This is a genomic window from Leptospira soteropolitanensis (assembly GCF_026151655.1).
Lineage (GTDB): Bacteria > Spirochaetota > Leptospiria > Leptospirales > Leptospiraceae > Leptospira_A > Leptospira_A soteropolitanensis.
Map to the genome: position 1 here is coordinate 256,247 of NZ_JAMQPN010000002.1, position 26,914 is coordinate 283,160.

Annotated in this window: 23 protein-coding genes, 1 tRNA gene and 2 pseudogenes; 6 read left to right on the plus strand and 20 right to left on the minus strand. The window is 38.7% G+C overall.

The window, feature by feature from the left end; all coding sequences use genetic code 11:
* The first annotated feature begins 9 nt into the window (after nt 1–9).
* A complete protein-coding gene (locus ND811_RS05895; protein ID WP_265351184.1) occupies nt 10–2,187 on the plus strand; it encodes a SulP family inorganic anion transporter in 2,178 nt (725 codons plus the stop codon).
* Nucleotides 2,188–2,278: 91 nt separating this feature from the next.
* Here the strand turns inward: ND811_RS05895 and ND811_RS05900 are convergent, their stop codons facing one another.
* Nucleotides 2,279–2,662: a DoxX family membrane protein gene (locus ND811_RS05900; protein WP_265351185.1), complete on the minus strand. Its 384-nt coding sequence runs from the start codon at nt 2,660–2,662 to the stop codon at nt 2,279–2,281.
* A 211-nt stretch (nt 2,663–2,873) separates the two neighbouring features.
* On the opposite strand from ND811_RS05900, the gene ND811_RS05905 reads away from it, so the two are divergent.
* On the plus strand, nt 2,874–3,464 hold the full coding sequence (locus ND811_RS05905; RefSeq protein ID WP_265351186.1) for a hypothetical protein: 591 nt from the start codon (nt 2,874–2,876) through the stop codon (nt 3,462–3,464).
* 241 nt (nt 3,465–3,705) lie between these two features.
* A pseudogene (locus ND811_RS05910) lies at nt 3,706–3,878 on the plus strand (ISNCY family transposase); the annotation flags it as partial.
* Between the two features lie 196 nt (nt 3,879–4,074).
* Here ND811_RS05910 and ND811_RS05915 read toward each other — a convergent pair.
* Both ND811_RS05915 and ND811_RS05920 read right to left on the minus strand, forming a co-directional pair.
* A pseudogene (locus tag ND811_RS05915) lies at nt 4,075–4,452 on the minus strand (SRPBCC domain-containing protein); the annotation flags it as partial.
* Complete coding sequence (locus ND811_RS05920; RefSeq protein WP_265351187.1) at nt 4,439–4,741, minus strand: metalloregulator ArsR/SmtB family transcription factor; 303 nt, start codon at nt 4,739–4,741, stop codon at nt 4,439–4,441. The pseudogene ND811_RS05915 and the gene ND811_RS05920, both read right to left, overlap by 14 nt.
* A 372-nt stretch (nt 4,742–5,113) precedes the next feature.
* Here ND811_RS05920 and ND811_RS05925 point away from each other — a divergent pair, with 372 nt between their 5' ends.
* Nucleotides 5,114–6,580, plus strand: coding sequence for a flavin-containing monooxygenase (locus tag ND811_RS05925; protein ID WP_265351188.1), 1,467 nt, complete (start codon nt 5,114–5,116; stop codon nt 6,578–6,580).
* A 229-nt stretch (nt 6,581–6,809) separates the two neighbouring features.
* On the opposite strand, the gene ND811_RS05930 is transcribed toward ND811_RS05925, so the two are convergent.
* Both ND811_RS05930 and ND811_RS05935 read right to left on the minus strand, forming a co-directional pair.
* On the minus strand, nt 6,810–7,415 hold the full coding sequence (locus ND811_RS05930) for a L,D-transpeptidase family protein (RefSeq protein ID WP_265365518.1): 606 nt from the start codon (nt 7,413–7,415) through the stop codon (nt 6,810–6,812).
* A 154-nt stretch (nt 7,416–7,569) separates the two neighbouring features.
* Nucleotides 7,570–7,642: transfer RNA gene (locus ND811_RS05935), tRNA-Asn, on the minus strand.
* A gap of 220 nt (nt 7,643–7,862) precedes the next feature.
* Here ND811_RS05935 and ND811_RS05940 point away from each other — a divergent pair.
* Nucleotides 7,863–11,483, plus strand: coding sequence for a vitamin B12-dependent ribonucleotide reductase (locus ND811_RS05940; RefSeq protein ID WP_265351190.1), 3,621 nt, complete (start codon nt 7,863–7,865; stop codon nt 11,481–11,483).
* Nucleotides 11,484–11,680: 197 nt separating this feature from the next.
* On the opposite strand, the gene gspN is transcribed toward ND811_RS05940, so the two are convergent.
* From gspN to ND811_RS06010, 14 genes are read right to left on the minus strand one after another with little or no spacing between them, the layout of a single operon-like run.
* On the minus strand, nt 11,681–12,643 hold the full coding sequence (gspN, locus tag ND811_RS05945; protein ID WP_265351191.1) for a type II secretion system protein GspN: 963 nt from the start codon (nt 12,641–12,643) through the stop codon (nt 11,681–11,683).
* A 1-nt stretch (nt 12,644) separates the two neighbouring features.
* Nucleotides 12,645–13,169 carry a hypothetical protein gene (locus ND811_RS05950; RefSeq protein ID WP_265351192.1) on the minus strand — a complete coding sequence of 175 codons (525 nt, stop codon included), beginning with the start codon at nt 13,167–13,169 and terminating at the stop codon, nt 12,645–12,647.
* On the minus strand, nt 13,169–14,791 hold the full coding sequence (pilM, locus tag ND811_RS05955) for a cell division protein FtsA (RefSeq protein WP_265351193.1): 1,623 nt from the start codon (nt 14,789–14,791) through the stop codon (nt 13,169–13,171). Before pilM ends, ND811_RS05950 begins: the two co-directional genes overlap by 1 nt.
* A 2-nt stretch (nt 14,792–14,793) precedes the next feature.
* A complete protein-coding gene (locus tag ND811_RS05960) occupies nt 14,794–15,894 on the minus strand; it encodes a type II secretion system minor pseudopilin (RefSeq protein ID WP_265351194.1) in 1,101 nt (366 codons plus the stop codon).
* On the minus strand, nt 15,857–16,528 hold the full coding sequence (locus ND811_RS05965) for a type II secretion system protein GspJ (protein ID WP_265351195.1): 672 nt from the start codon (nt 16,526–16,528) through the stop codon (nt 15,857–15,859). The genes ND811_RS05960 and ND811_RS05965 overlap by 38 nt, the downstream gene beginning before the upstream one ends.
* A complete protein-coding gene (locus ND811_RS05970; RefSeq protein WP_265351196.1) occupies nt 16,528–17,055 on the minus strand; it encodes a prepilin-type N-terminal cleavage/methylation domain-containing protein in 528 nt (175 codons plus the stop codon). The genes ND811_RS05965 and ND811_RS05970 overlap by 1 nt, the downstream gene beginning before the upstream one ends.
* Nucleotides 17,033–17,629 carry a type II secretion system protein gene (locus tag ND811_RS05975; RefSeq protein ID WP_265361142.1) on the minus strand — a complete coding sequence of 199 codons (597 nt, stop codon included), beginning with the start codon at nt 17,627–17,629 and terminating at the stop codon, nt 17,033–17,035. The genes ND811_RS05970 and ND811_RS05975 overlap by 23 nt, the downstream gene beginning before the upstream one ends.
* 10 nt (nt 17,630–17,639) lie before the next feature.
* Nucleotides 17,640–18,101 carry a type II secretion system protein GspG gene (locus ND811_RS05980; RefSeq protein WP_135569597.1) on the minus strand — a complete coding sequence of 154 codons (462 nt, stop codon included), beginning with the start codon at nt 18,099–18,101 and terminating at the stop codon, nt 17,640–17,642.
* Between the two features lie 5 nt (nt 18,102–18,106).
* Nucleotides 18,107–19,333, minus strand: a complete 1,227-nt coding sequence (locus ND811_RS05985) for a type II secretion system F family protein (protein WP_265351197.1) — start codon at nt 19,331–19,333, stop codon at nt 18,107–18,109.
* A 5-nt stretch (nt 19,334–19,338) separates the two neighbouring features.
* Nucleotides 19,339–21,015, minus strand: coding sequence for a type II secretion system ATPase GspE (gene gspE, locus ND811_RS05990; RefSeq protein WP_265351198.1), 1,677 nt, complete (start codon nt 21,013–21,015; stop codon nt 19,339–19,341).
* Nucleotides 21,012–22,778, minus strand: a complete 1,767-nt coding sequence (gene gspD / locus ND811_RS05995; RefSeq protein ID WP_265351199.1) for a type II secretion system secretin GspD — start codon at nt 22,776–22,778, stop codon at nt 21,012–21,014. The genes gspE and gspD overlap by 4 nt, the downstream gene beginning before the upstream one ends.
* 1 nt (nt 22,779) lies before the next feature.
* Nucleotides 22,780–23,691, minus strand: coding sequence for a general secretion pathway protein GspC (locus tag ND811_RS06000; RefSeq protein WP_265351200.1), 912 nt, complete (start codon nt 23,689–23,691; stop codon nt 22,780–22,782).
* Between the two features lie 29 nt (nt 23,692–23,720).
* Nucleotides 23,721–24,719: a peptidoglycan DD-metalloendopeptidase family protein gene (locus ND811_RS06005; RefSeq protein WP_265351201.1), complete on the minus strand. Its 999-nt coding sequence runs from the start codon at nt 24,717–24,719 to the stop codon at nt 23,721–23,723.
* Nucleotides 24,720–24,737: 18 nt separating this feature from the next.
* The gene (locus ND811_RS06010) at nt 24,738–25,106 is read right to left on the minus strand and encodes a type II secretion system-associated lipoprotein (protein ID WP_322113449.1); all 369 of its coding nucleotides are present in this window, start codon (nt 25,104–25,106) and stop codon (nt 24,738–24,740) included.
* 120 nt (nt 25,107–25,226) lie between these two features.
* On the opposite strand from ND811_RS06010, the gene ND811_RS06015 reads away from it, so the two are divergent.
* Complete coding sequence (locus ND811_RS06015; protein ID WP_265351203.1) at nt 25,227–26,672, plus strand: ATP-binding protein; 1,446 nt, start codon at nt 25,227–25,229, stop codon at nt 26,670–26,672.
* Here ND811_RS06015 and ND811_RS06020 read toward each other — a convergent pair whose 3' ends face one another.
* On the minus strand, nt 26,673–26,873 hold the full coding sequence (locus tag ND811_RS06020) for a hypothetical protein (RefSeq protein ID WP_265351204.1): 201 nt from the start codon (nt 26,871–26,873) through the stop codon (nt 26,673–26,675).
* Nucleotides 26,874–26,914 lie beyond the last annotated feature (41 nt).

The following is a 26,914-nucleotide window of genomic DNA, read 5'->3' on the forward strand; positions in this document are numbered from 1 at the left end:
CACACATTTATGTTTTCCAATTTAAAACAAGATATTCCCTCAGGCCTTGTGGTTTTCTTAGTGGCTCTCCCTCTTTGTTTGGGAGTTGCCTTGGCCAGTGGAGCCCCTTTATTATCTGGAGTGATCTCAGGTGTCATAGGAGGCATTATTGTCGGAATTCTTAGCCATTCAAGTACAAGTGTGAGCGGGCCTGCCGCAGGACTCGTTACTTTAGTGTTAGCTGCGATTTCAGGGTTAGGCGATTATCCCACTTTTCTCCTCGCCGTTTTTTTGGCAGGGCTCATTCAAATTGCCATCGGAATGTTACGGGGCGGGTTTATCGCAAATTATATCCCCTCCAACGTAATCCAGGGTCTACTTGCTTCTATCGGAATCATCCTGATCTTAAAACAAATTCCTCATGCTGTAGGTTTCGACGTTGATCCGGAAGAGGATTTTATCTTCTTTCAAAAAGATGGAGAGAATACTTTTTCCGAACTATTAAATATTATAAATTTCTTTTCTTGGGGTGCAGTTCTCATCGCATTTTCTTCTCTAGCCCTGATGATTGGCTATGACAAAACAAAATGGAAACCTTTAAAATTTTTGCCTTCTCCTGTGTTAGTCATCCTCATAGGGGTTTTATTGAATGGGATCTTTCAAATTTTTTTTCCAAATCTCTATCTTTCTGAAAAACATTTGGTAACCATTCCTAATATTAAGAATTGGGAATCTGTTTTTTTCTTTCCTAACTTTTCGGCCATTACAGAATCCAAAGTTTGGTATTTTGCCTTTACCATTTCTGCTTTTGCCACTCTGGAAACCTTACTCAATTTAGATGCAGTAGAAAGGATCGATCCACATAAACGATTAGCTTCTCCCAACAGAGAGCTTGTGGCACAAGGAGTAGGGAATTCACTTTCTGGACTCATTGGTGGACTTCCTATAACATCAGTGATAGTTCGGAGTTCGGTCAACATCTATGCGGGTGCAAAGACAAAGTTATCCACAATTTTTCACGGAATTTTATTGTGCATTAGTGTAGTTTTTTTTGGATCGTTTTTGAATTTAATTCCCTTATCTTCTTTAGCTGTCATTTTAATCGTAACCGGTTTCAAACTGACAAACTTTAATCTTTACCAATCGATTTACAAAAAAGGATTTTATCAATTCCTTCCTTTTATTGCTACAATCTTTGCCATTATTTTTACTGACCTACTAACAGGCGTTTTAATTGGACTTTCAATCAGTTTTATTTTTATCTTAAAAAACAACTATAAAAACCCGTTCTTAGTGGAAACGGAAACCTTAAACATCGGGGAAACGGTTCGTATCGAATTGCCAAACCAAGTCTCCTTTTTAAATAAAGCCTCTATAAAAGATACTCTTTGGGCGATCCCTGAAAACTCTAAATTGATCATAGATGCTTCAAACTGCAATTTCATTGATCATGATATTTTAGAAGTCTTAGAAGAATTTAAAACAGTAGTCTCAGTCGAAAAAAAAATCCAACTGAATTTAATTGGTTTAAAAGATTCCTATGAACTCAGTGACCAAGTTCAATTTGTCAATATTTTAGATAAAGAAGCACAACAAAAACTAACTCCAGATGAAATTTTGGATTTTTTAAAACGAGGAAACGAAAGGTTTGTTAAAGGAAAATGGTCTGAAAAATATTTCAAACACCAAGTGAATGCAACGGCGTTTGGACAAAATCCCATCGCAGTGGTTTTGTCATGCATTGATTCAAGGACAAGCCCAGAAATTATCTTTGATGCAGGTTTAGGAGATATTATTTCCATTCGAATTGCAGGCAATATCGTAAACGAGGAAATTCTAGGAAGTTTGGAGTTATCTTGTGACAAAATTGGTACAAAGTTAATCGTTGTACTTGGGCATTCTAATTGTGGAGCGGTTTCCAGTGCTTTGTATTCACTTCGAGAAGGAAATATCTCAAGTATCACAAACAAAATCCAAAAGGCTATAGATGAATCAGAAAAGATCATCCATCCCATCCAAAAACAAAATGAACATATTTTTAATCACGTGGTTAAGGCAAATGTAAAGAATTCAATCAATGAGATCCTAACACATAGCCCTTTTTTATTTGGAAAAGTAAATGCAAAAGAAATTAAAATTGTCTCTGGGTTTTATGATACTTCCTCAGGAGAAGTGCAATTTTTCGAAAATCTTGAATCAAAACCTTAAGAAAGAACTAATCAAACGATAAATATCGATTTTTATATGATCCAGACAACGATGAATTTGAATACTCGTTGCCTGGGTTAATGTAAAAAGATTATTTGTATACTGCCACAAACAGTGGTTTGTAAGCATTACGATTGACATAGGCAAGAAATGCATTAGCAACAACAACAAATATCCCCACAGGTATTCCTTCTTGCGCAATCATCAAGTGAACAAGTAAAATATTCACAACAATGGGAGCGATCACGATAGAAGCGAGTGGAACAAATCTACCAGACAAAAATGCTATCGCACAAACAAGTTCTGTAACTTTGATCAGAGTTAATAAATAACCGGAAGCTTTGAGTCCATCGTTAAATACCTTTAAATCTCCAGTTGTTTCAGGTTGCTGAACCAAGTTGAAGAGGACAACAACAGATGAAAAAAGGAATAATGCACCAAGCAAAATCCTGACCACTAAATAAGCAATTTTCATACCAATTTCCTTTGTATCAGTGAATTTCCAACAAAACGCCTATCATAAAATCCAGGGCGATTTCTGAATTCTAATGGAAACAAAAAGAAAGTCACTTTGTTTTCAGAGGATTCTAAATATCGATCAGGAAAAAACCAACTTTAGGTTTTCCTTTTTCCGAATGTCTGCAATAAACGTCTTGTTTGGTGGAATTAATCATTAGGTCTAGCCTATGAAATTCGGATTTCGATACGCTATAATTTTGGTTTTCTTGTTGGTTCATTGTGTGTCAAGAATTCAAACAGAAACGACATCCGCAGGCGAAAGATCAGAAAATTCGCTACGGCTAAAGTATGCGGAAGACCTGGAAACAAAAGTTCTAAAAGTTGGCCCATCGCAAGAAATCTCCATTGGACAATTTGCACTCCAATCTCTATCGAGCGCTAGTCCTCGGTATTTAAGCGTAACTTCTTTATCGCCACTCAAATCAAACGAACCCCTGGAACCTGGCGCCATTGTTTTAAGAAAAGTCCAAGTGGATCGAACTCTGGAGTTTGAAGAAGGCACCACCAAATTCCGTCAGGCAACTTTCGCCTCGGTAGTGGAATTTTTAGTTGTAAGTCCCTTGGGGGAACAACAGCGCATCTTAGGTCGTTCAGAACAAATCACTTCAAAGACCATCCCATTTAGTTCAGAAGACACGGAATCGAAAGAAAAAATCGCATCTAGCATCCAATCGGCAGTCGAGGAAGGATTGAGAAAAATCGTATCCTTGAATCATTTTCCGTCCATATTTAAGAGCCAAAACATGTTCCAAAGGTAAGTTTTTCCAATGCCATCCTCATTAACGTCTGAATCAGGATATTCATCATACTTTTTGTAAAGTATGTACCAGGACAAAACTGTAAAGGATGTACGAGTACACTCAAAATAAACCCAAAACTAATGCGACATAATACTAATTATGGGAAGTAGCATATTGCGTCAAAATAGATAGTATCTGAAATCAAAATAATGCTTCAATAGGAATAGTATTCGAAGTAACATTCTACCTCTTCTTTAATCAAATGCAAAAAGCATTGATTAAAAAGAAATCCTCGTTTCCTTTCCCATTGAAAGGATTGCATTCGGATAATGGCGCTCTGAGTTCATAAATGAAACTATTTTTGTGTTTAAAGAAAAATGCAAACTAGAGTTCACCCGAGGAAGAGCCTATAAAAAAAATGATAATCCTCATTAGGATGATCTTTGTTAACTTTGAATACTAAAGTTTCAAAGAAACAATCCTACGTTTGAATTCTATTTTTTTGAATCAAGTCGACTCCTTCGGATTTCTAGTAATCAACTGGCACACTTGAATTCTAAATGCTTTATAGATGTTTTTAGATCCCATTATATATCAGCTCCAAATATAAATTTTGATCGGTTATCCTCTAATTAATTTTTACCAAATACTTTGCTAGATTTTCCAGATGTTGTTTTCCACCTTCAATGGCACCATACTTCTCATTGACTCTTTCTAACTCTTGTTTGCTTGTGAATTTTTGCTCCATAACGAGGTTAGTTCCATTGCCAACTCTTTCAAATATGATTTTTGATAGGAAATTTACATCTTCATCTCCCTCTCCATCCCCTAAATGTTTATACGAAATGAAATGAGGTCTTTGAATGTCGATAAATTGAATTTTATTTTTATAGTCATGTCCATCAGGACCATGCATCACAAACTCCCAAATACCACCGTTGGAAAAATCTAAACTTTGAATTGTTAAGGTAAATCCATCCGGTCCCCACCATTCAGAAAGATGCTCTGGCTCTGTCTAATCGATCCAAACGTTTCACCCAAAGGTTTTTTATCTCCAAAATCCAATCTTCCATTTCCTGCATACCTTGTTGGTTCAAACTATAAATTCGCTTTTGTGCATTCTTTTTCATGATAAGCACTTTGGACTCTTTTAGAACTTTCAAATGCTGAGAAATGGCAGGTGAACTCATCTGGAAATTTTGGCTGATTTCAGAGGAAGTCAGTTCTCCTTTTTTTGCAACAAGTCTGACTATATCTCTTCGTGTATCATCCGCTAAGGCTGCAAAAGTATTCATAAGAACATTACTTAAGTAATCACTTAAATATAAAAAGAAAATCGAGTTTTTAGCGGATAAGGTCCTCGATATTTTTTTTACATTTTGAATCTTAAAAAATTAGAAAATTTTCAATGAAAATGAAGATTTTCTGGTGCCACCGCATAACATGATATAGTTGCAACTTATCTGAACCAAACCCATTCTTGTTCAAATTGCCTTTTTCTAGAATCACTATGATTCTAAATCTAAAATTTGTTTTTCCTTTTTTATCACACATATGTTTTTTTTATTGCAAACAATTCCCAAACCGATGTCATTCTCTCTCAGTTGCGAATTTCGGAACAATGTTCTCATAAGAAAGTTCGAACAAATTACGAAATGAGGAAACAAATGACAGCACCCATACTGAGAAATCCTTCCGTTGTGGTCATCGGTGCCGGTATGACCGGAATCCTACTTGCGATTGAATTAGAAAAAGCAGGGATCACAGACGTTACCATCTTAGAGAAAAAAAACGACCTTGGTGGTACTTGGAGAGAAAATACATATCCGGGTGTTGCCTGCGACATCCCCGCGCACATGTATACTTACAGTTTTGAACCCAATCCAGAATGGAGCCACAGGTTTGCGCATGGTGAAGAAATCCAAGCTTACTTCAAACGAGTGAGTGATAAGTACAAAGTTACCCCAAAAATCCATTTTAATGAAGCGGTAACAGAAGCCTCCTATCGCAATGGAAAGTGGACAACAAAAACAAATCAGGGTAAAACTTACGTATCTGATTTTCTCATTTCAGCAACGGGAATTTTGCACCACCCTGCCCGTCCGAACATCCAAGGACTAGGTACTTTCCAAGGGAAATGTTTTCACACAGCGGAATGGGATCATTCCGTGGATCTAAAAGGAAAAAGAATTGGGATCATTGGCACAGGTTCCACAGCTGCCCAAGTCATTCCTGAAATCATAAAAGTAGGTAAAAAAGTGTCTGTTTTTCAAAGGACTCCTCAGTGGATTGTCCGAGTTCCCGACACCGATTATACCGAAAAAGATAAAGAACGTTGGAGAAAAAATAATAACATACTAAAACGATTTCATAAATGGTATACTTTTGCCGTAGAACAGACTTTTTCCAAAGCAGTGATTGGTAAAAAAATTCCACATATGCTTATGAGTTTTCTTTGTAAAAGGAATCTAAAAAATTCTGTTAAGGATCCTGTCCTTAGAGCCAAACTAACACCTAACTACCGCGTGGGTTGTAAACGAGTCATTGTAAACTCTACTTTTTACGAAGCGATACAAAAGCCGAACGCGGATTTGGTGACAGAAGGTATCGAAAAAATTACAGAAAAAGGTGTGGTGACTAAAGATGGAAAACTCCACGAACTGGATGTTTTGATTCTTGCAACAGGCTTTCACCCGTTTAATTTTATGAGACCGATGAACCTCACAGGAAAAGATGGAGTCTCTATCGATACAGTTTGGAAAAAGAAAGTCCAAGCCTACAGGTCCCTATTTATTCCGCATTTCCCAAATTTTGTCCTGATGTTAGGACCCAATACACCAATTGGAAATTTTTCCGTCATTGCGATGAGTGAAGTACAAACTAAATACGTATTGAAAGTGATCAATGATTGGCGAAAAAAGAAATTCGACGAAATTGAAACTACAGAAGAAGCACTTAAAAATTTTGCCGCTTATCTCAAAGCAGGTATGGGAAGTACAGTTTGGCTTGGTGGTTGCCAAAGTTGGTATTTAGATCCAGATGGTGATCCTGCCATGTGGCCCTATACCTGGAGCCGTTGGGAAAAAGAAATGAAAACCCCTAACTACAAAGACTTTGTTTTGAATTCTTTCTAATTTTTTTAAAATCCTAAACAACATTTTGGCCGGTATATTTTTTCATACCGGCTTTTTTTGAACTGATCCAACAGAATTCTTAAACTCAATATAAACCAAAGATTTTTTCTTTTGTGCCTCGCAATTTAATTCCCAACAAAAAATTCCATCGGAAAAGCGATCCCGCTCTCCGTTCCAATCTTTGCATTCGCAAAGGATTTCCACTGCGATCGGTGGCGATGGTTCTATCTTATTCTACCATTTGAATGATTAAACTAGGAAACTTTTTACCGTCTAACTTTGAAACAATGGTTTCTAAAATTTCTTTTGAAACTCCCACACATCCAGAAGTTGGTTTGTCCAAAGACCAAGGGTGTAAAAAAATCATACTTCCAAAACCAGGTATCGCCGGTTTTGTATTGTGTTCAACCACAATCAATAATTCGTAAATTTCAGAATCCCAAAGAGAGACTGCACCTTTCTCTTTATGTTTTATGAGTTGGTTGTAATTTTTTGAGGTAGAAGAATCACTCCAATGATGATATTTTTGAATTTTAGTGTATTCGATATTTCTAATTTCTCTTTTTGCTCTACCCAAAACCCTTTGAATGGAAAAAATATTGCTTGGAGTGTGGCCATCCCCTTCTCTTTTTTTTTCTCCTGGTATGATTCCATTTTTTCCAAGTTGCACAGGAATATTTTCGAAAATCGGAATCCACTCCCCATCTTCGAGATTGTAAAAAAATAAATTTCCTTTTGTTTCCCCTAGACTGGCAGTGACGAATAGAATCTGTTCTGAATCAGTCAGAAGGGTTTTCGCCTCAGAAAGAGGACCTTCGTCCGCGGACAGTCCCATATTAACCCAGGGAAAACCCGAAACAATCAGGAAAAATAGAATAGATAAATGAGAAAAGGCAGAAATTTTTAGGGAAAAATCTAAGAATTTTGGAATTTTTGAAAGAAGATTATGGATAAGGTAGGCACTCAAAATGAGAACAACCACGAGACTGCTCCCCCTGCTGGGCTCGAACCAGCGACCCAATGATTAACAGTCATTTGCTCTACCGACTGAGCTAAAGGGGAATCTCGAATCTGTGACCATGCTACGTAGGAAGGTCGCTAGGTCAACGAAAAAAAACTTACAGAGCTTACAGAAATTTTGAAAAAATTCTAAGATTCGAAGGAAGCTTAAGAGAAAAAATGGATGTTTCCAACGAAAGATACCTTCATTGTGACATAATCCTCTCCGCTTCTGGTAGAGGAAAAAATAGAAATTGTATATGTTGTTGTAGATGGGGTCTGCATGAAAATTGAGAGGCATTTTACCAAAGGGAATAAGGGTCTTTACCCGAATTTAACTTGGGTCCGTAAGGATTCTAAAATTACGAATACTGACGGGTCAGTTGTATTTGAGGCCAACGGAGTGGAAGTTCCGGATTTTTGGTCACAGGTAGCTACAGATATCCTCGCGCAGAAATACTTTCGAAGGAAAGGTGTTCCAAAATATTTAAAGAAAGTAGCAGAAAAAGGAATTCCGGAATGGTTACAACGTTCGGTTCCCGATGATGAAAAACTTTCTGCTCTGAATCCTGAGGACAGATTTGTCGGAGAGTCAGATTCCAAACAAGTGTTCCATCGCCTTGCGGGATGTTGGACCTATTGGGGTTATAAATACGGGTATTTTTCCGATGAAGACAGTGCCCGTGTTTTCTATGAAGAAGTTATTTTTATGCTCGCAAGCCAAATGGCTGCACCCAATTCCCCACAGTGGTTCAATACAGGACTCCACTGGGCTTATGGAATTGATGGAAAATCACAAGGCCACTACTATGTGGATCCAAAATCAGGAAAACTAGTAAGATCTGCCTCTTCTTACGAACACCCACAACCCCATGCTTGTTTTATCCAATCGGTGGATGATGACTTAGTGAATGAAGGGGGAATCATGGACCTTTGGGTTCGTGAAGCTCGTCTTTTCAAATACGGATCAGGTACAGGAACAAACTTTTCTAACTTACGTGCCGCCAATGAATCTCTTTCTGGTGGCGGTAAAAGTTCTGGGCTGATGTCCTTTCTGAAAATTGGAGATAGGGCCGCAGGAGCCATTAAATCCGGCGGAACCACTCGTCGTGCAGCAAAGATGGTTTGTCTTGATATGGACCACCCAGACATCGAAGAGTTCATTGATTGGAAAGTACAAGAAGAGAAAAAAGTGGCTTCCCTTGTTACGGGATCCATTCTCAATAACCGCCTTCTCAATGATATTATGAGTGCCTGCTCTTCCGCCAAACAAACACTTGGTGAAGATGCCTACGACCCGACTGCCAATTTAGATCTAAAAAAAGCGATCCAAAAGGCAAGAAAGGCATTTGTTCCAGACAACTATATCAAACGAGTCATTGACCTTTCCAAACAAGGTTACAAAGACTTACTCTTTGAAGAATTAACCACTGACTGGCAATCCGAAGCTTATAATACTGTTTCTGGACAAAACTCCAATAACTCAGTGCGAATCACAAATGAGTTTATGGAAGCCGTCGAAAAAGACCTCCCTTTCCATCTTTACAACAGAACCGAAAAAGAAAAAGCGAAGGTACAAAACAGGGAAGCAAAACCTGCAAAAACCCTTCGGGCTCGTGACCTCTGGGAAAGAATTGCGAATGCCGCTTGGAATTCCGCAGACCCAGGAACGCAGTATCACAGTACCATTAACGAGTGGCATACTTGCCCAGAAGATGGTGCCATCAATGCATCCAACCCATGTTCCGAGTATATGTTCCTCGACAATACTGCCTGTAACTTGGCTTCAGCAAACCTCGTTAAGTTTTTAAAAGAAGATGGAAGTTTTGATGTCGCGGGATACCGTTATTTAAACAAAATTTGGACCATCATCTTAGAAGTATCTGTCCTTATGGCGCAGTTCCCTTCCAAAGAAATTGCAGAACTTTCTTACAAGTTTAGAACCCTAGGACTTGGATATGCCAACCTTGGTTCTCTTCTTATGATCATGGGAATTCCTTATGATTCACAAGAAGCGATGGCTGTGACTGGAGCCATTTCTTCCATCATGCATATGACAGCTTATGCAACATCAGCGGAAATGGCAAAGGAACTTGGACCATTTGCTGGATACGAAAAAAACAAAGACCATATGCTCCGTGTCATTCGTAACCACAGACGTGCCGCTTACAATGCACCAAAAGAAGAATACGAAGGCCTTACCATCACACCGGTGGGAATCAATCCGTCTTTTCTTCCATCTTACTTACTGGAAGCAGCAAAAGAAGATTCTGACAGAGCCTTGGAGCTAGGTGAATTGTATGGATACCGTAACGCACAGGTGACTGTAATTGCACCAACAGGAACCATTGGTCTTGTAATGGACTGTGATACAACAGGAATCGAACCAGACTTTGCTCTAGTGAAATACAAAAAATTAGCTGGTGGTGGATACTTCAAAATCATCAACCAATCCGTACCTGCGGCACTCAAAAAACTTGGGTATAGCCAAGCAGAACAAGACGCAATTGTAAACTACTGTAAAGGCCATGCTACTTTTAACGGAGCACCAGGGGTAAACACTGCCCGTTTGAAAGAAAAAGGTTTTACTGAAGATGTATTGGAAAAACTCGAAAAACAACTTCCATTTGTTTTTGATATCCAATTTGCATTCAACAAATTCACGCTAGGCGAAGATTTCCTTTCTAAAACACTGGGAATTGATGCAAACGTTTACAACTCAATGGGTTTTAATCTTCTCGAAACATTGGGTTTTTCCGCAGATGAAATTTCACAAGCAAATGATTATGTTTGTGGAACAATGACTATCGAAAACGCACCTTTTATCAAAGAGAAGGATCTAGCAGTTTTTGATTGTGCAAACAAATGTGGAAAATACGGAAAACGATTCTTATCTTATCAATCACATATCCGAATTATGGCTGCGGCACAACCATTCATTTCGGGTGCGATTTCCAAAACGATCAACCTTCCCGAGGAGGCAACCATTGAGGATGTAAAAAATGCATACCTCATGTCTTGGAAAGTGATGATCAAAGCAAACGCACTTTACCGTGATGGCTCCAAACTTTCACAACCACTTAACTCCGTATTCCAGTTGTTAAGTGCTGTGGGTGAAGAAGAGGAAGAACTTCAAACCTCTTCTGCTCCCAAAACGGTCACAGAAGTGGCGGAAAAACTTGTGTATAAATACATTGCGGAAAGGAGAAAACTTCCACACCGCCGTGCTGGTTATACACAAAAAGCAATGGTGGGTGGTCACAAAGTATATCTTCGCACTGGAGAATACGAAGATGGCCAACTCGGTGAAATTTTTATCGACATGCATAAAGAAGGAGCGGCTTTCCGTTCTCTTATGAACGCATTTGCAATCGCAGTTTCACTGGGTCTCCAACATGGTGTTCCGTTAGAGGAATTTGTAGAAGCTTTCACTTTCTTCAAATTTGAACCAAACGGTATGGTTTCTGGCAACCCTCACATTAAGATGTCAACTTCAGTGATCGATTACATCTTTAGGGAACTTGCCATCACTTACCTTGGTAGATACGACTTGGCACAAGTATCTCCAGAAGATTTAAGAACAGACGAAGTGGGCAGAAAGGCTACAGAACCGACAAAGGACCTCGGGGGAAAACAGGAAAGTAGCGGGTTAAGAGTTCCGATACAGGTGGCTCCCATTTCTATGAAATCCGTGTTGGAAGAAAAACCGGAAGCCGTTGCAGTCGCAGGTGCTACGCCACAAGCAGCAGCACAATCGGCAGCGGCTACTCTCAAAATCATTGCAGAAGCAAGAACCAAAGGATATACAGGAGATTCTTGTACTGAATGCGGTTCCTTCCAAATGGTTCGTAACGGAGCTTGCCTCAAGTGTATCTCTTGTGGGTCCACTACTGGTTGTTCGTAAGAAACAAACAAATTAAAGACCGAACTCTGATCTTTAAGGTTAGAGTTTAGAATTAATAAAAAAAGATCTCTTGGAATCATCCTTGAGATCTTTTTTTTACTCTTAAATCACCTACAGTTAACATTGAAAGAAAGATACCTGAGAGATCTTACTTAATAGTGGTAATGAGCGACCATTTTGATCAATCGAAGTTATACTTAAGGGACTGGGGCTGGTTCGATGGAAGTGCCTTCCGATTTAGGTGCCCCACCACCTAACTGATTCAAGTTGGGTAAATCCACTTTTGGAGAAGAAAAAGTTCCTCGAATCGGGATACAAGTTTTGCCCCCTTCCTGTGGAAGTAAGGCAACCATACCCACTAAATCTTGGCGTTCCTGGGCAAATTTTTCAGTTAAAGTAAAACAAACCTTTAGATCCAACTGCGAAAAAGATAAAGTGTCTGAAAGTCGAATCACACCTTGGAATTGAAATTTAGCAAGAGAAGATTCCAAACTTCCTCGCTCCAAAAGTAACTTACCTGAACGAATTTTAAACAATAGATTCGCCTTACGGATGTCAGTTCCCTTTAAACTTCCTAGAAATGGAATCTCTGCAGATTCTTTAATTTTTCCGCCAGAAATGTCAATCTCCCCTTCTCCATTCCATTTAGTAATTTTATCATCGATTGGTGATAATCGAAGAGGAATGTCCAAAGTTTGGATACTCATAGCCCACTCACTACCCTCAAAACTAAAATAACCAATACTGGCATCACCTTCTAATCTTGACTGAAGAAGTCCAAAAAGAGATACACCTAAACTAATTTCCTCGGCTTTGACTGAAGTTCCTGTTGGAAAACTAATAATAAAACTATCAAATGACTTGCGGCCGATTACAGGAAAATGGATCTCCTTCGCATCCATAAAAATTCCAGTTTCCTTTCCCGTTTTGATGAGAATCGAACGAACAATTTCGTTTAAAGGAAAAATAAATAGAGTAAAAACCAAAAAGGAAACCACTGCAATGGCTACTAAAGTTAATATTTGTTTACGATTGACCTTGGAATGTTCTTCATCACCATCCTCATCAAACAAATCATCTTCGTCCTCTAAAAGACTTTCTTGAATTTCCTTTTCTTCTTCTGCTAGGAAATCTTCTTCCAATTCTTCTTCTTTTGGCATATTATTTCCCTTTGGATAAACGACTATACGAAGAAACTTTTAGATTCACATCGTAAATTTCTTTTTCAGCAAATGGTTTTCTAAAACTGAGTAAATCCACTTTGGCTTGGATTTGTTTATTCTTTTCTATATCATAAACAAGTTTAATAACATCTTGTAAAAGTACAGAACGAAAGGATACATCTATCGTAATTTTATTATAATCCTTTTGGATCACATTACTTGTATCCTTCATAGTTTGGACTTTGTCTTTCAGGTTATATCGAACTAAAATTTGATCCAATTTCGAATACATTACACTTACATCTTCTTCGCTCCCACCCGATTGTAAGCCACGTAAATAATTATATTCGCGAATGATGCGGTCAAGTTCTGTCGCTTGAGATCTGGTTTCAAAAATTTCTTCCGTAAGACTATTTCTTAAATCAGAAAAAAGAGTAACGATGGTATAAATCCCAAGAAGTGCCACAAAACTAATAAGCCCAACAACTAAAACGCGTTCCCTATCGTTTAAACGATCAAACATTATGGTTCTTCCTTCGGAGTCACGACATCCATTTTGATTTTAAAGCTTACTTTGTATTTGTTTACCCCAGTGATCAGCCTTTTGTTTTGAATTTGTATATTGGTAAATTTTTCAGATTTTTCTAAAGCTGACTGAATGGTTCCAATTTCCCCAAATTCATTTACCCGACCATAAATTTGAATTTCCTTTTCTTCAAAATTAAACTGATCTAAAATAAACGGTAAAACTTCTGGGGAAGGAAACTGTTCGGTAGCTTCATTCAAAACATCTAAAACACTTTCCTGGGAGAGAAACAAACGGTAAATTTCCGTTTTTTTACGTTCCGCTTTTAACTTTTTATTGGCTTCTGTAAGTGGATCTTCGTCTTCACCTAGTTCTCCACCAATGCCATTTTTGTATTTCTCTAGTAATACCTTTTTATTAGCAGAAATCTTACGTTTATCTAAAATGATTCCAATGATAAACACCCCTAAAAGCAAAACCAAAGAAATGCTAACAAGAATTAAATGAGGCTTAAAAGCAGATAATTTGAACCTATTGGTATGAATTTTTTTGGCAAACCCAGTCTCTAAAAAATTCACTCGGTTCCGAGATTCAAAATGGATTCCCGTGGCAACGGCTGTCACAAAATTTGGATCAGCAATTCCTAAAAATTCGTAACGTCCTGTTTTAATCCCTAATTTCTCTTCCAAATATGCGGTAAGCCCTGGATATAAACTTGCTCCTCCAGAAAGAAGTATCAGGCTCGGCCTTTCCGTTTCTGGAAGTGAAAAGATACTATTTTCTACTTCATGTATCAGTTGTTCAATTTTAGCTAATATAAACTTTCGAAGAGATTTCCATTGCACTTGCGAAATATGAAATTTGGTAAGAAATTTTGATTCTTCATTTTTATCTAATTCATCAAAAAGAAAACCTAAAGGAAGAGATTCTTTAATTTCTCTTGCTTCTTCCAATTCGATTTTTAGTAAATTAGAAATTTCTAAACTAACATCTTCTCCACCGATATAGATTTGTCGCGTGTGACGAAGTTTTCCTTCAAATAACACATTAAGAATGCTGTATCTACCGCCAAGATCCAGCTGTAGTATAGTTTTCTCACCAATTAATAATGGATAGTTTTTTGTTACAAGAGAAGATAAAGCGAACGAATCAAGAGATAAACAAGATAGAGAAAGATCACCCTTCGCAAATGGTTTTAGCGCACGAAGAAGTTCCGAATGGTGAACGTTAAAGGAAATTACATCAGAATTTTCTTTATTAGTTCTCCAAGTTTTACCAATTACCTCTAATTCTTCCATAGGATAAGGAACCAGGTTTTCTACTTCAAACGGTAGTACTTCTTGGATCGCTTTTTCCGAAACCAAAGGCACTGTCAGATCACGAACAAATAAATTATGGATTCCTAAATTAATAAGAAACCTATTTTCTTCAGGAAAAAAACTTTGAATGAAACGAATGATATTGTATTCGAAGGGATCCCCTTCTGATTCGTCAAGTTCCACTACGGGAAGACTTTCTGTCCGAAGGATCACTACTTTCCCGAGGACCTTTTTAAAAAGGACCCCTTTTAGAAAGGTCGAACCATAATCGATAGCTAGGTATTGGTCAAATGATAACATAATTAATCTTCAGTATAGTATAACATTTGGTTGTTGGTTAGGTCAAAAAGACCAGAAACCTTTCGAACCACTTTATCCTTTATAATCCCAACCCCTGTAATTTTATACACTTCGCCTTTGGTTTTGATACGCCCACCAGAAACATCTGTTCCTTCTCCTGCCAGTTCCTTATACAGAGTTAAATCTCCTGTAGTCTTCACTTGGAATTCCGGTTCGGTCTCCAGATCTTTCAATTCTTTAATATAGCCTCCTTTCTGCAACTTGAGTTTCAAAATTTTCATAGCGGCTTGTTTGGTCATAAAGTCAGAAAGGGAGATGAGGACAAAATAGGGTGCAGTATTGATATTGATTCGGTCGTCATAAGAATCACCCGCAGGTAAATAGGCAGTGATATTATTGGAAAGCACATAATCTTTATCGGAACGAAGGGCTCTTTCCTCCTCCGTCATAAAGTCCTTCGAGTTATTTTTATCATAATCCTTGGGCTTCAAACTCTCATATACAATAGAACGATCATAACCCTTAACACTAAGAAGTTCCGAAAGGGAATAAAGGGGTGCATTTTTGATTTTTCTTGGCGGAGTAAGCCTACTGTAGTAATACTGTTCGGCGCCTCCCCCCGTTTCCTGGTGGTTTTCATCGATCCAATCCAAAATCGGGAAAATCATTTCCCGTTTTAAACCAAATTGGTAAAAAAGTCTAGTGACCATCTCAATCGTTCTCTGGTTCGGCTGGTCATCGTAAATTTTTACAAGGGAATTAATATTAATTTTACCATCTTCGGGACTCATTGTGTAATAGATCACACCACCCCCTAACGGAATCGGAGGAGGGTCCATCGCCAAACCCGATTGGTATAATACTTCTTCCGGTATTTTTTTGAGTGCCCCCACTGCCCCCATAAACCCAGCTTTGGCTAACATATGCGCCTTAAATCCATCCGCTTGAGATCTTGCTACCCGGTATTCAGTAGCAGCATCTTCAAAAAATTTAGAGGCTGTAAACATGGAAGCTGTACCTATGGCCATCACAAGGAGATAGACCATAAATCCTCTTTTTAGTTTTTTATTTGAAGAGAATGACTGGATGCGCAAGCGATTCATATTTAACAAAGGCATTCCCCACTAGTGATATAATTTCAAAACGAATGAGCCTTGGAATTTTTTTTGTAGTCCGAGAATTCCAATCATCGACCCATTTGTCTCCACGTTCAGAAAATTTCATCTGAAAACTTTTTACATTTTCAAGTAATACATGTTCAACGCCACCTTGTGTAGGAAAGGTATCAATCATTTCATCTTCTCTGCGAATGAGATAAGACAAACCTTCCATTTTTGGATTTGGCATTTTTCTCAAATAAAAAGAAACTTCCCTGACAGATGCTTGCCCCTCTTCTTCTGAATTCGGATTCGAAGTAGCAAATACAACTCGGTCATTTCTTGACCCTGTGACACCATCTTGTTTCCCTACAAACAATATTCGCTTTTGGTTATCTATAAAATAAGTTCGTGCCAGAGTTCCCCTTATGTTCTCCATTGCGTATAAAATGTCCTTTCTGTTGGCACCTTTATTAGAGGCACCCTTTTTGGAGATTTTATTGGCTGTATAAAAAACAGAAAAAATTCCAGTGAATATCACTGCCATAATCATCACAACGATCGATATTTCTACCAAGGTGAAGCCATTGCGAATCTTCCGTTTGTTTTCTGATGGAAAATCTTCACGCAAAACTTTCATTAGTATTTTGTACTCCTGAAAGTTTCGACACTGTAGGTTTCTTTTTTATTTCCATCCAAATAAAAAATAGAAACCTTAACTCTAAATACTTTAAGAACTCCCCCAGTCTCAAAACTTTTTTTCTGACCTCTTTTTTTCATCAGATCACTAAAACCGACATCCTTATCACCTAACATATCCTTTGGTGCTTTTTTTCGGAGTTCCTCGGCATTCGGTCCACCAGCAAGTTTCAGTAAATCCATTTCTTCTTCTTTGATTTCTGTTTCAAAGGTATATCCAGGAAATGCATCAATCGAGCCACGCGTTGTGTCTGTTTGCATAGTAGTGGAGGAGTCTACTTGGGCCATTTTTATCTTTGCTAGGTGCACAGCATTCGCAAGTAAAACAGCTTTTTTCTGATACGAGATCCCTTCTGCAATCAGTGAATACGTATAAGTCATCACCATTGCAGCCATAGCCATTGCAATCGTTACTTCAAAGAGAGTGAATCCTCTGGATTTTCGTTTACTTCGACTGAGGTTTTGCATTGGAATCTACTTGTTCATCACGTTCATCGAGGCCATAAGAAACTTTTTGAATGGGAGTCGATTCTGGTTCTGGGAAATATTCAGTTTTATGGATTTTAAATTTTCCACCATATCTATAAATTTGGATGGTTCTTTTAATTTCCGTATCAGATCCTACATATAAAAACAAATCAGTGGTTGTGCCTTGCGGGGTAAAAACAATATGTAGTTTTCCTTCCGATCTTGGTTTTCCGGCTACATCTCTCACTTTCACAATTTTGGAATAAAAAGGAAGTGTAACTTTTTTTAAAATGGCTTCTTCTTCCAGGCCGCCTTCTTCTCTTTTCAAAAGAAAAAATTGGTATTCCCTTTTTTCAAAATCGTATTTAAAAAGAACTGCTTGGTTTGTTAACTGAGCTTTGTTGTATCCGAATTTAAAAGATTCCTGTAATTTAACAGCGATATCTTCGGTTGATGGAATGATTAGGTTTCGAAGTGTTCCCCCAACAATTACCATGATAAGACCAAGAACGGAAATTACAACGGCAATCTCAATGAGAGTGAGACCGTCGCGTAATTTCCGTTTGGTTTTCAAAACCGAAATTCTATCGGAAGGCTGCCGGGTAATCATCCGGTGAAAGGATATTAAAATCTTTATTTTTTCCTTCGCCACCCTCTTTTTTGTCCTCACCCAAAGTAAGAATCTGAGGAACAGCTCCCTCAAACTTCAATACGTAAGGAGTTTTCCACGGATCTTTTAAAACAGCTTTTTCACGAACAATAGGTTCGTAATCATCGCCAATTTTATCATCATCTGGTTTTTCAATTAAAGCTTGTAAACCTTGTTCTTCGGTAGGATATTTATCATAGACTTCCAAATATCTTTCCAATGCAGTTTTTAAAACCGCACTGTCATTTTTCAGCTTCAATTTTTTTTCGCCTTCACCCCGGTTTCCGATACTGGAGTAAAGAATCGCCATGAGTGAACCTAAAATGAGCATTACGACGGTAATCTCGATTAGAGTCAGTCCCTCACGAATCTTTCTGTGTTTCCCTTTAGTTTTCATAAACTCTACATCCCCTGGATTTCTTGAGTTAGTTTGTACATTGGCGTCATAATCGCCGCCATAATGGTAAAAATAATTCCACCCATTACAATGATCATCATGGGTTCTAAGGATTGGGTCAAAGATTTTATTGCCGTGTCTACCTCGGATTCATAGATTTCCGAGAGTTTATTCATCATTTCAGGGACTTTATCAGAGGCTTCCCCAGCACTGAGCATCCCAAGCACCATTTGCGAAAGGACCTGTGATCCTTGTAAAGAATCAGAAAGTTTTCCCCCTTCTTTAATTTTGACTATAGCTGATGCTATTTCCTCTTTAAAAACGGTATGACCCACAACATCAGAAACAATATTCAAAGAAACAATGAGGGGCACTCGGTTCAAAAGTAAAATCGATAGGTTCCTTGCAAAATTAGATACCAGGATTTTTCGAAGTAAGGTTCCAATCACCGGTAATCTTAGAAGAAATTTATCCCAAGTTTTTTTTCCTTCCCCAGAACTTTTCCATTTCATAAATCCAAGAAACCCACCGGCTAGGGCACCCAAAATAAAAAACCAATAATTGGTTAAAACATAAGATAAAAAAATCACACTTCTTGTGAGTAGAGGAAGTTTCGCATCAAAGGAAGCAAACAGCTGTTCAATCTGCGGAATGACTACAACGAGAAGAAAGATAGATACTCCTAGAGAAAGTAAACCCATAATCATGGGGTAAATCATTGCCACTTGAACTTTTGATTTCAGCTCGGAAGATTTTTCTTCCAACTCAGCCAAACGATGTAAGGTATTTTCATAATTTCCAGTGGATTCACCAACGGAAATCAAACTAGGATATTGGTCAGGAAAAACAGTTTTATGTTTTTTCATGGATTCGGAGAGACTCATTCCTTCCGTGATGTCTGCTCGCATCTCAATCAAAACTTTTTTGAAATAGATGTTCTCCACTTGATCAATGATCGATAACAAACATTTATCGAGTGGAATACCCGCACCAAGAAGAGTTCCCAACTGTTTGCAAAATAGACCCACTTCTTTTCTAGGGATCCTATACAACAATTTAGACAAAAAAGGAAAAAGCTCTCTTTCTTCCTTTTCCCTATCTTCTTGGATAGACCTAACATAAAGGCCTTTCGCTTTTAATTTGTTACGCGCCGCCTGTAAATTTGGGGCATCGATAATATTTTTTTCTTCTTTGCCCTTTTTATTGAATGCAACGTATGTATAAAGTGGCATAAAAATTAAGAAACCCGAAGGACCTCTTCTGGAGTAGTGACCCCTTCGATCACCTTATATTTACCGTATTCCTGCAAAGTGGATAGACCATTTTTGACGGCAAGTTCCTTGATGCGATTTGCATCTGCCCCTTGCAAAATGGCCCGTTTGATTTCGTCATTCATTGTAAGTAGTTCATACAAACCAGTTCGGCCCTTATATCCAGAGTTTAGACAAGAAGGACAACCCTTACCTCGGTACAAAACACCATTTTTTAATTCTTTTCTTTGGATTCCAAGACCGGCGAGGTCTTTGTCGGTCGGTTTATAAGATGTCTTACAATCCTTACAAATGACCCGAACTAGCCTTTGCGCCATAAAACCTAATACAGAACTTGTGATGAGATATGGTTCAATTCCCATGTCTACAAGCCTTGTTACAGCCGAGGAAGCATCATTGGTGTGTAAGGTAGAAAACACTAAGTGGCCGGTAAGGGAAGCCTGGATAGCAATCCTTGCTGTTTCCTCATCACGGATCTCCCCCACCATCACCACATCCGGATCTTGACGAAGGATAGAACGTAAACCTGCAGCAAAAGTGAGACCAATTTTTTCATTCATTTGCATCTGGGAAATTCCATCCATCTGGTATTCCACGGGATCTTCACAAGTAATGATATTTCGTTCTTCAGTATTGATTTCAGAAAGTGCGGAATAAAGTGTCGTCGATTTACCGGAACCTGTGGGACCAGTCACCAAAATGATTCCATAAGGTTTGTAGATTAAATTTTTAAACTCACTCAGGATTTCTTTATTAAAACCCATTGTCTCAATAGAATACTTTTGGTCCGTTTTGTTTAGAATACGCATTACTATGCGTTCTCCAAACTGACAAGGAATGATGGAAACGCGAACATCCACATCCTTCCCAGCTAACCGGAGTTTAATCCTTCCGTCCTGCGGCAAACGGTTTTCCGCAATATTTAAATTCGACATAATTTTGATACGGGTAGATATTCCCGCCAAATAAGACTTAGGAGGACTAAGGACTTTTTGCAAAACTCCGTCCACTCGATAACGAACAACAACGGATTTTTCAAATGGTTCCACGTGAATATCGGAAGCTCTTTCCGATACAGCCTGTGACAAAATTACGTTCACCATCTTGATGATGGGAGCTTCATTGGATAAATCTAGCGCATCGGATTCAAAAGCATCGGAGAGGTCACCGAAACTTCCATCCATTTCATCCATCATCTCTTTTGCTTCGGCAGTAGTTTTGTCGAACTGAGAATGGATGATTCTCATAATTTCGTTTTCAGTAGCGAGAACGAATTGAATTTCGTATCCTTTTAAAAAGGACCTCATATCGTCCATTGGATGGAGGTCCGTTGGATCGCAAGTGGCAACGACTACCTTTTTGCCTTTGACAGAGACTGGTACAATTTTAGATCGTTGGACAAGTTTTAAGGGAATTTTGCCAAAAACATCTTCATTACCAGCAAACTCCAGTTTATCGATAAACTCCATACGATGAAGTTTTGCTAGTGCTTTTAATATATCAGTTTCGGAAGCGAGACCTTTTTTTTGGATGATATGAGTGATGGGAAGATTTGTTTTTTCCTGTTGTTTGGAAATATCTTCGAGATCCTTAATGGTAAGAATCCCATCTTCTAATAGGATTTGGCCTAAACTCTTTCTCATCGTAATTTCTTTTCTCGTTCATCCACCATCCTTTCTTGTTCATTTTTCTTCTGGATGGTAATACGATCCGATTTGTCACGGTCGTCTAAGATATGAGGAGTCAAAAATACCATCAAATTGGTTTTTCGGTTTTGATTGGTAGTTCTTCGGAATAGGGTTCCCAGAAGTGGAATCTCCCCTAAAATGGGGATCTTTTGCACTTTCTTTTGTTTGTCATTGGAAAGTAACCCCCCAATCACGATGGTTTGGATATTATCGACCACAATGGTTGTTTTGATATCTCGTTTGTTGAAAGTTGGGTTTCCCCCGGTAGCTTCCGAAGATATCCCTGCAACGTTTTTGATCTCTTGGTAAAGATCTAAAGTGATGCGGTTGTTTTTATTGATATGCGGTGTGAACTTAAGTTTAATACCTGTGGGACGGTATTCGAAGTTTGCCACAGTGACCGCATTATCACCACCAAGACCTGCGTTACGGTTTTGAGTTCGAACGGGAACATCCTGACCCACATTGATTTCTGCTTCTTGGTTGTCTAAAGTCAAAATTTGAGGTGCTGACAATACGTTAAAATTCTCATTGGTGGAGTTTGCATTTAAAATACCAATGATTTGTTGTCCCCCACGGCGAATGAATCCAAGAGAGAACCCAGATAAAGTATTTACGTTAGTGGGCCGACCGTTTTTATCAATGACTCCCCCTTGCGCCGCAAGACCAGTATTAAACTGACCATAAGCCAGCTCTTGGTAACGCCAATCGATACCAAAATCATTGAGATCGGTAGAACTTAATTCCACAATCAAAACTTCCAGTAACACCTGTTTTCTGGGAGTATCCAAAATTTTTATAATTTTTTTAATTTCTTCCCATTCCTGCGGCGAAGCAGTCACAATAAGTGAGTTGGATTCCTTGTGGGCAACAGCTTTGATTTTATCTTGTTTGCCAGGAATTTTTTGAGCCTGGGTCACTGGTTGCGGAGGTGGATTTGGTTTTCCATCAGGACCAGGTTCCCCCGGTTGAGCATTTTGAGTAGGTGCCACAGGGGCATCAGGCATATCCAACTTTACTAAAATGGCAGCCAACTTCTCTGCTTCATTGTATTCTAAAGTATAAATATGAATATCACCTGCAGAAGAAATCGATCCCGGACCATCCACTCTTACATCTAAATTATCAACTAACTTAAGCAACTTATTGATATCAGATGTAGAACCAGAAAATATCAAAGTATTTTGGTTTTTAGGAATGATAATATCAGTATCAGGAGATGTTACTCTTTTAAGAATTGGTTCAAGCTCAGCAGCATTCGAATATTCTAATGGAACAATTTGTGTAATAGTTTTATTGAGAGAAACTTCTGATTCAGAAACCGGATCTTTTCCAATTCGGACAATCGGTGATTTTGCTAAGGCATCTTTGATCTTTACAACTTTAATTAAATCGTTTTCTTCAATCAGACCAAACCCTTGCGTTTCTAAAACGGATTTCATAAATCCATAAGCATCATCAATTTTTACTCGTTTTTGCGAGATGATAGTAATTTTTTTCCCTTTTACTGCATCATCAATGAGAATGTTTCTTTTGATGATAGCACTCATCCCCATTAAAAAGTCTTTGAGTTCTGTATCTCTCCAATCAGCAGTAAAACTGGCAGGTTCTTGTGACGTGGCTTTGGTCTTAGGTTTCCCTTTTTCTTGGGAAAAACCAGGTGTAACAAATACATAAAGGCAAATACTAAGTAATACTAAAGGAAGACGATTTCTCATTTTAATTCCGAATGATAAATTCATATGTGATTATTTTGCCTTGTCTCTCTAAATCCACTGTAATTTTTGGAGCTTGTTTGATCGAACCCCAAATTTCCAACATTTTCTCTGTTTCATTGAGCGGCATTCCATTGACCCTTCTAATGATATCCCCACCGCGCGCACCGAGAGCATAAAAGACATGGTCTTTTGCCACCTGATAGATCTTGTAACCCTCGATCTTTCCGTCTACCAAATGTGGGCCAAACCTTGCATTTTTATAGATAGTATTCGGATCTTTTAGTTTGCGATTCACGTCCTCACGGGAAAGAACTTTTTGGACGGTTTGGCTCGATGGTCCCAAATTAGAAACAGCCGCCGCATCTTTTGGTCGAATTCGTTCTTTCGCTTGTGCGGGAGTTTCCCCGATATTGACTCGAAGGCTTAAACCACCTTTTTTCAATACCACATAATGTTGTTCTATGGCTTGGACTTTATATCCACCGACCATTTCCCCTGTTGCGTATTCTTCTGAGTCATTGTTTTGTTTTTCGCGTACTGTGACCCGAGCAAAAGACCAGTGTCCTGAAAGAGTTCCAGTGATGAGCATTTGGTCATCGTCCCCATTATCCTGAGCGATTTCTGGATCGAGTGGTGTGCCATCTGCCCCCCGTTTGGTGGCATCATTAGGGTCATAAACTTGCCCACGGATAAGATTTCCGGTAACAATGTCTTCATAAGTACTTACAGCCAAAATCACTTCTTGGCGCATCTGTTTGGGTTTGGCTCCTGCGACACTAATCCCTGTTTCTGTCGAAAACAAAAGGAGCAAAACTAACTTTAAAAGATAAGCTAAAGAAAAGGAAAAAAGTAAAACCGCCGGAATCAATGTCAAAAACTGACTCGATTGGATTCTTTGAAGGATTAAATTCATGCTCCCCACAAACCGGAGGTTGGCTCCGATTACATTCCAGCTACTTCAGATTTAGGGAGCCTGGTGACTTGTTTTTCCGTGATGCTAAGAGCTGACTCGGGATTCATTATTTTCCCGTTTCGAAACACTTCAAAATGCAAATGCGCTCCTGTGGCAGTTCCCGTCCGTCCGACCAGAGCCACCACACGACCCATTTTCACCGTTTCCCCAACCTCAACTAAAATCTGTGAACAGTGGGCGTAAACTGTTTTATAACCATTTTTATGTTGGATCGTAACGGAATTGCCGTATCCCCCATTGCGACCAGTGAAAACAACTTCTCCATCTGCTGCCGAAAGAACAGGTGCCCCAACTTTGGCCGCAAGATCAAGACCGGTATGATAGACACGATTGTATTTATTAAATGGATCAACTCGCCTTCCAAACCGGGAAGTCACTCGACTTTGAGGCACAGGCAAAATGAAAATCTTTTTTAGAACGACCCTAGACGAGGAGGCATTTTTTACTTGGACGGGAATCTCTAAAACTTGCCCAATTTTTAACTGGTCACTGGTGAGTCCGTTATGTTTTTTTAGTTTAGCCAACTCAATAGAAAAAGACCTAGCAATCTTCGATAGATTGTCCTTCTTTTGGACCGCGTATTTTTTGATGATGATACCAGATTCATGAACTACGGTATTGCTGACTACAGGTGATACGTCGATGTATTTGGGCAGATCAAGAGAAGCTAGTTCCACCTCTTCCTCTTCACCGGAAGGATTGACTCCACTTGAGAAAAGTTTGTGAATCTCCGATTCTTGGGATTGAGAACCAAAGAGACGAAACATGGCGGATTCGTTTCCCGGAATAGACTCATTGATCTCTGAGTGAATTTTTTGGAATGGATTGGCAAAAAGCCCGGTTCCAGAAAGGACCAAATGGGAAATCATAACCAACCGAAGGATCTTCACAGATAAAATATCGGGAATTAGGGGGAGAAATCTTGAACTAGAAACAAAGAAAGAATGAAAACGAAAAACTTGCAACAATGGAGACTTCCCAAACCTTTATTTCTTTGTTTTTTTTACACTGGGTTCTACCAGAGTGAACTTTCTAGAAACCCACTCTTCGACGTCTTCCAGGTCATACTGCTTTTTCTTCACATCATCATTGATGATATAAGCAGCCAACTTTCCCACAGAAGACTCTCTAGACTCTGCAATAGGATACACCTTTAATTTCAAAAGAGAAGGTGTAGATTCAATATAAATCTTTACCAAAGTCCCTTTCTTCCAAACTTCCGTTTCCGAGAACTTGATCTCTTCTTGTAAGGAATAGGTTTTTCCATCATAGTATTCATTGATTTCCCTTAATCTTTCTTTTTTAATCAACCTTTGGGAACAATGGCTGAACACAAGGAGAAGAACGAAGGGAATTACACGAATGACACTACAATTCAAAGCAAACTCTGAGGAAAAGTCACCATGATGCCTCAATTATGAAAAGTCTTTTTTATTTTTTGGCCCAAAAGAGAAGAAACAGGACCTGATTTATTTGTGATCCCCAAACGCGCCGAAGTCGGAAGTCTGTTATACGAATGGAATGGAACCAAAGAAATCCAGGTAGAAGTAGGCATTCGAAGGGGTCTTCCCAATTTCCAAATTCTAGGTTGTGCCTCCTCCCTCACAAAAGAGTCCAGAGACCGCATCCGTTTGGCTTTAGAGGTGTCAGGATTCATATTCCCACTCGAGACCATCATAATCAATTTAAAACCGGCCCATATCCCCAAAAGGATGGTTTGTTTGGATCTTGCCATTGCTGTGGGAATCTTGGAAGCAACAGAACAAATCCAAATTCCTGAGGGTCCTATCCTCTTCTTAGGTGGGCTCGGCTTAGATGGAGCGGTTCTTGGTGGACAGGAACTTTTACCCTATCTCTGGCAAAATAGAAACAACCAAGATGTTACCCTTTGCCTTCCCAAATCCTTAGAAAAAGAAAACTTACCCGAAGGCCGATATTATTTTTTAGAACATTTGGATGGGCTAAGAATCATAAACCAGTCCGTACCTCAAATCCTAGAAGTTTCCCCTCTAAATTCGGAATCGCAAACTTGGGAAAAAGTATTTTTAGATCCTTTTCAAATGAAAACCTTTCAGGGTCTTCTCTATGCCATTCTTGGCAAACACCATAGTATACTCCTCGGAAGTCCTGGCTCAGGAAAAACCATGCTCCACCGCATGCTTGAATCCCTCCTCCCTCTTAAAGAAACAAGAGACCCAAACGACCAAGGAATCTGGACACTCGGTGGAGATTTTGAAATCCCGACAAAAAAACGACCCTTTCGGTCCCCGCACCATTCCGCTACAGAAGTAGGACTCGTAGGAGGTGGATTACCTTTTCAACCTGGCGAAATTTCTAAAGCTTACGGCGGAGTTCTATATTTAGATGAAGCATTAGAATTTAAAGATCGGATTTTGGAAAGCCTACGGATGCCTATGGAAGATTCGTATTTAGAAATTGTACGATTGAACGAAAAAACAAAAATAAAAACGGATTTTACTCTAATGCTTTCTGCCAACCCCTGCCCTTGTGGAAACTACCACAGTAACAATACCTGTCACTGTTCCTTACAAAAGATTCGATTGTATTTACAAAAAATAAGTGGGGCTTTTTTAGACCGAATTACCATCTTTCAAACGTTATTCGAAACAACGAATGAAAGGTGTATTCAACTAGAAGAATATAGAATGAAAAAAATTCTTCTAGATCGTATCATATTTCGAAAAACCAGAAAAACTCCAGAAGATGAAGAATCTAAAATTCAAAGAATTTTAGATTCAGAAAACCGAACCAAACTACTCTCCTTAAGAAAGAAAAAACAAATCATTTCTCTGGCTCGGACCATAGCAGATTGGGATTTATCCTCCCGAACAAAGGAAGCACATATCCGGGAAGCAGTTGAATATTGTATCGGTTACCAGTGGATTTATAGCCTAGGTTAACTACTTTGAAATAAAATGCGAAATTTCCATCGCAATTTTATTAATCGCATAATCCATGTAAGCTGGATCATCGATCTTTTTTTTGTAATTTTCGAATTTTTTCTGAACGGTGGAGGCCATTCCCCGTTTCCGGAGTAATACCGGATCTGGACCAAATTCGTCGGTTTCTGCCAAATTCCCAAAAATACTAAATTGTCTCATACGGTTACTTCCTTGTAACAATCAAACTCTCATCCTTGAGA

Coding starts and splice junctions, on each gene's coding strand:
- ND811_RS05895 (WP_265351184.1), top strand. CDS start 10: ATGTTTTCCAATTTAAAACAAGATATTCCCTCAGGCCTTGTGGTTTTC.
- ND811_RS05900 (WP_265351185.1), bottom strand. CDS start 2,662: ATGAAAATTGCTTATTTAGTGGTCAGGATTTTGCTTGGTGCATTATTC.
- ND811_RS05905 (WP_265351186.1), top strand. CDS start 2,874: ATGAAATTCGGATTTCGATACGCTATAATTTTGGTTTTCTTGTTGGTT.
- ND811_RS05920 (WP_265351187.1), bottom strand. CDS start 4,741: ATGAATACTTTTGCAGCCTTAGCGGATGATACACGAAGAGATATAGTC.
- ND811_RS05925 (WP_265351188.1), top strand. CDS start 5,114: ATGACAGCACCCATACTGAGAAATCCTTCCGTTGTGGTCATCGGTGCC.
- ND811_RS05930 (WP_265365518.1), bottom strand. CDS start 7,415: ATGGGACTGTCCGCGGACGAAGGTCCTCTTTCTGAGGCGAAAACCCTT.
- ND811_RS05940 (WP_265351190.1), top strand. CDS start 7,863: ATGAAAATTGAGAGGCATTTTACCAAAGGGAATAAGGGTCTTTACCCG.
- gspN (WP_265351191.1), bottom strand. CDS start 12,643: ATGCCAAAAGAAGAAGAATTGGAAGAAGATTTCCTAGCAGAAGAAGAA.
- ND811_RS05950 (WP_265351192.1), bottom strand. CDS start 13,169: ATGTTTGATCGTTTAAACGATAGGGAACGCGTTTTAGTTGTTGGGCTT.
- pilM (WP_265351193.1), bottom strand. CDS start 14,791: ATGTTATCATTTGACCAATACCTAGCTATCGATTATGGTTCGACCTTT.
- ND811_RS05960 (WP_265351194.1), bottom strand. CDS start 15,894: ATGAATCGCTTGCGCATCCAGTCATTCTCTTCAAATAAAAAACTAAAA.
- ND811_RS05965 (WP_265351195.1), bottom strand. CDS start 16,528: ATGAAAGTTTTGCGTGAAGATTTTCCATCAGAAAACAAACGGAAGATT.
- ND811_RS05970 (WP_265351196.1), bottom strand. CDS start 17,055: ATGCAAAACCTCAGTCGAAGTAAACGAAAATCCAGAGGATTCACTCTC.
- ND811_RS05980 (WP_135569597.1), bottom strand. CDS start 18,101: ATGAAAACTAAAGGGAAACACAGAAAGATTCGTGAGGGACTGACTCTA.
- ND811_RS05985 (WP_265351197.1), bottom strand. CDS start 19,333: ATGCCACTTTATACATACGTTGCATTCAATAAAAAGGGCAAAGAAGAA.
- gspE (WP_265351198.1), bottom strand. CDS start 21,015: ATGAGAAAGAGTTTAGGCCAAATCCTATTAGAAGATGGGATTCTTACC.
- gspD (WP_265351199.1), bottom strand. CDS start 22,778: ATGAGAAATCGTCTTCCTTTAGTATTACTTAGTATTTGCCTTTATGTA.
- ND811_RS06000 (WP_265351200.1), bottom strand. CDS start 23,691: ATGAATTTAATCCTTCAAAGAATCCAATCGAGTCAGTTTTTGACATTG.
- ND811_RS06020 (WP_265351204.1), bottom strand. CDS start 26,873: ATGAGACAATTTAGTATTTTTGGGAATTTGGCAGAAACCGACGAATTT.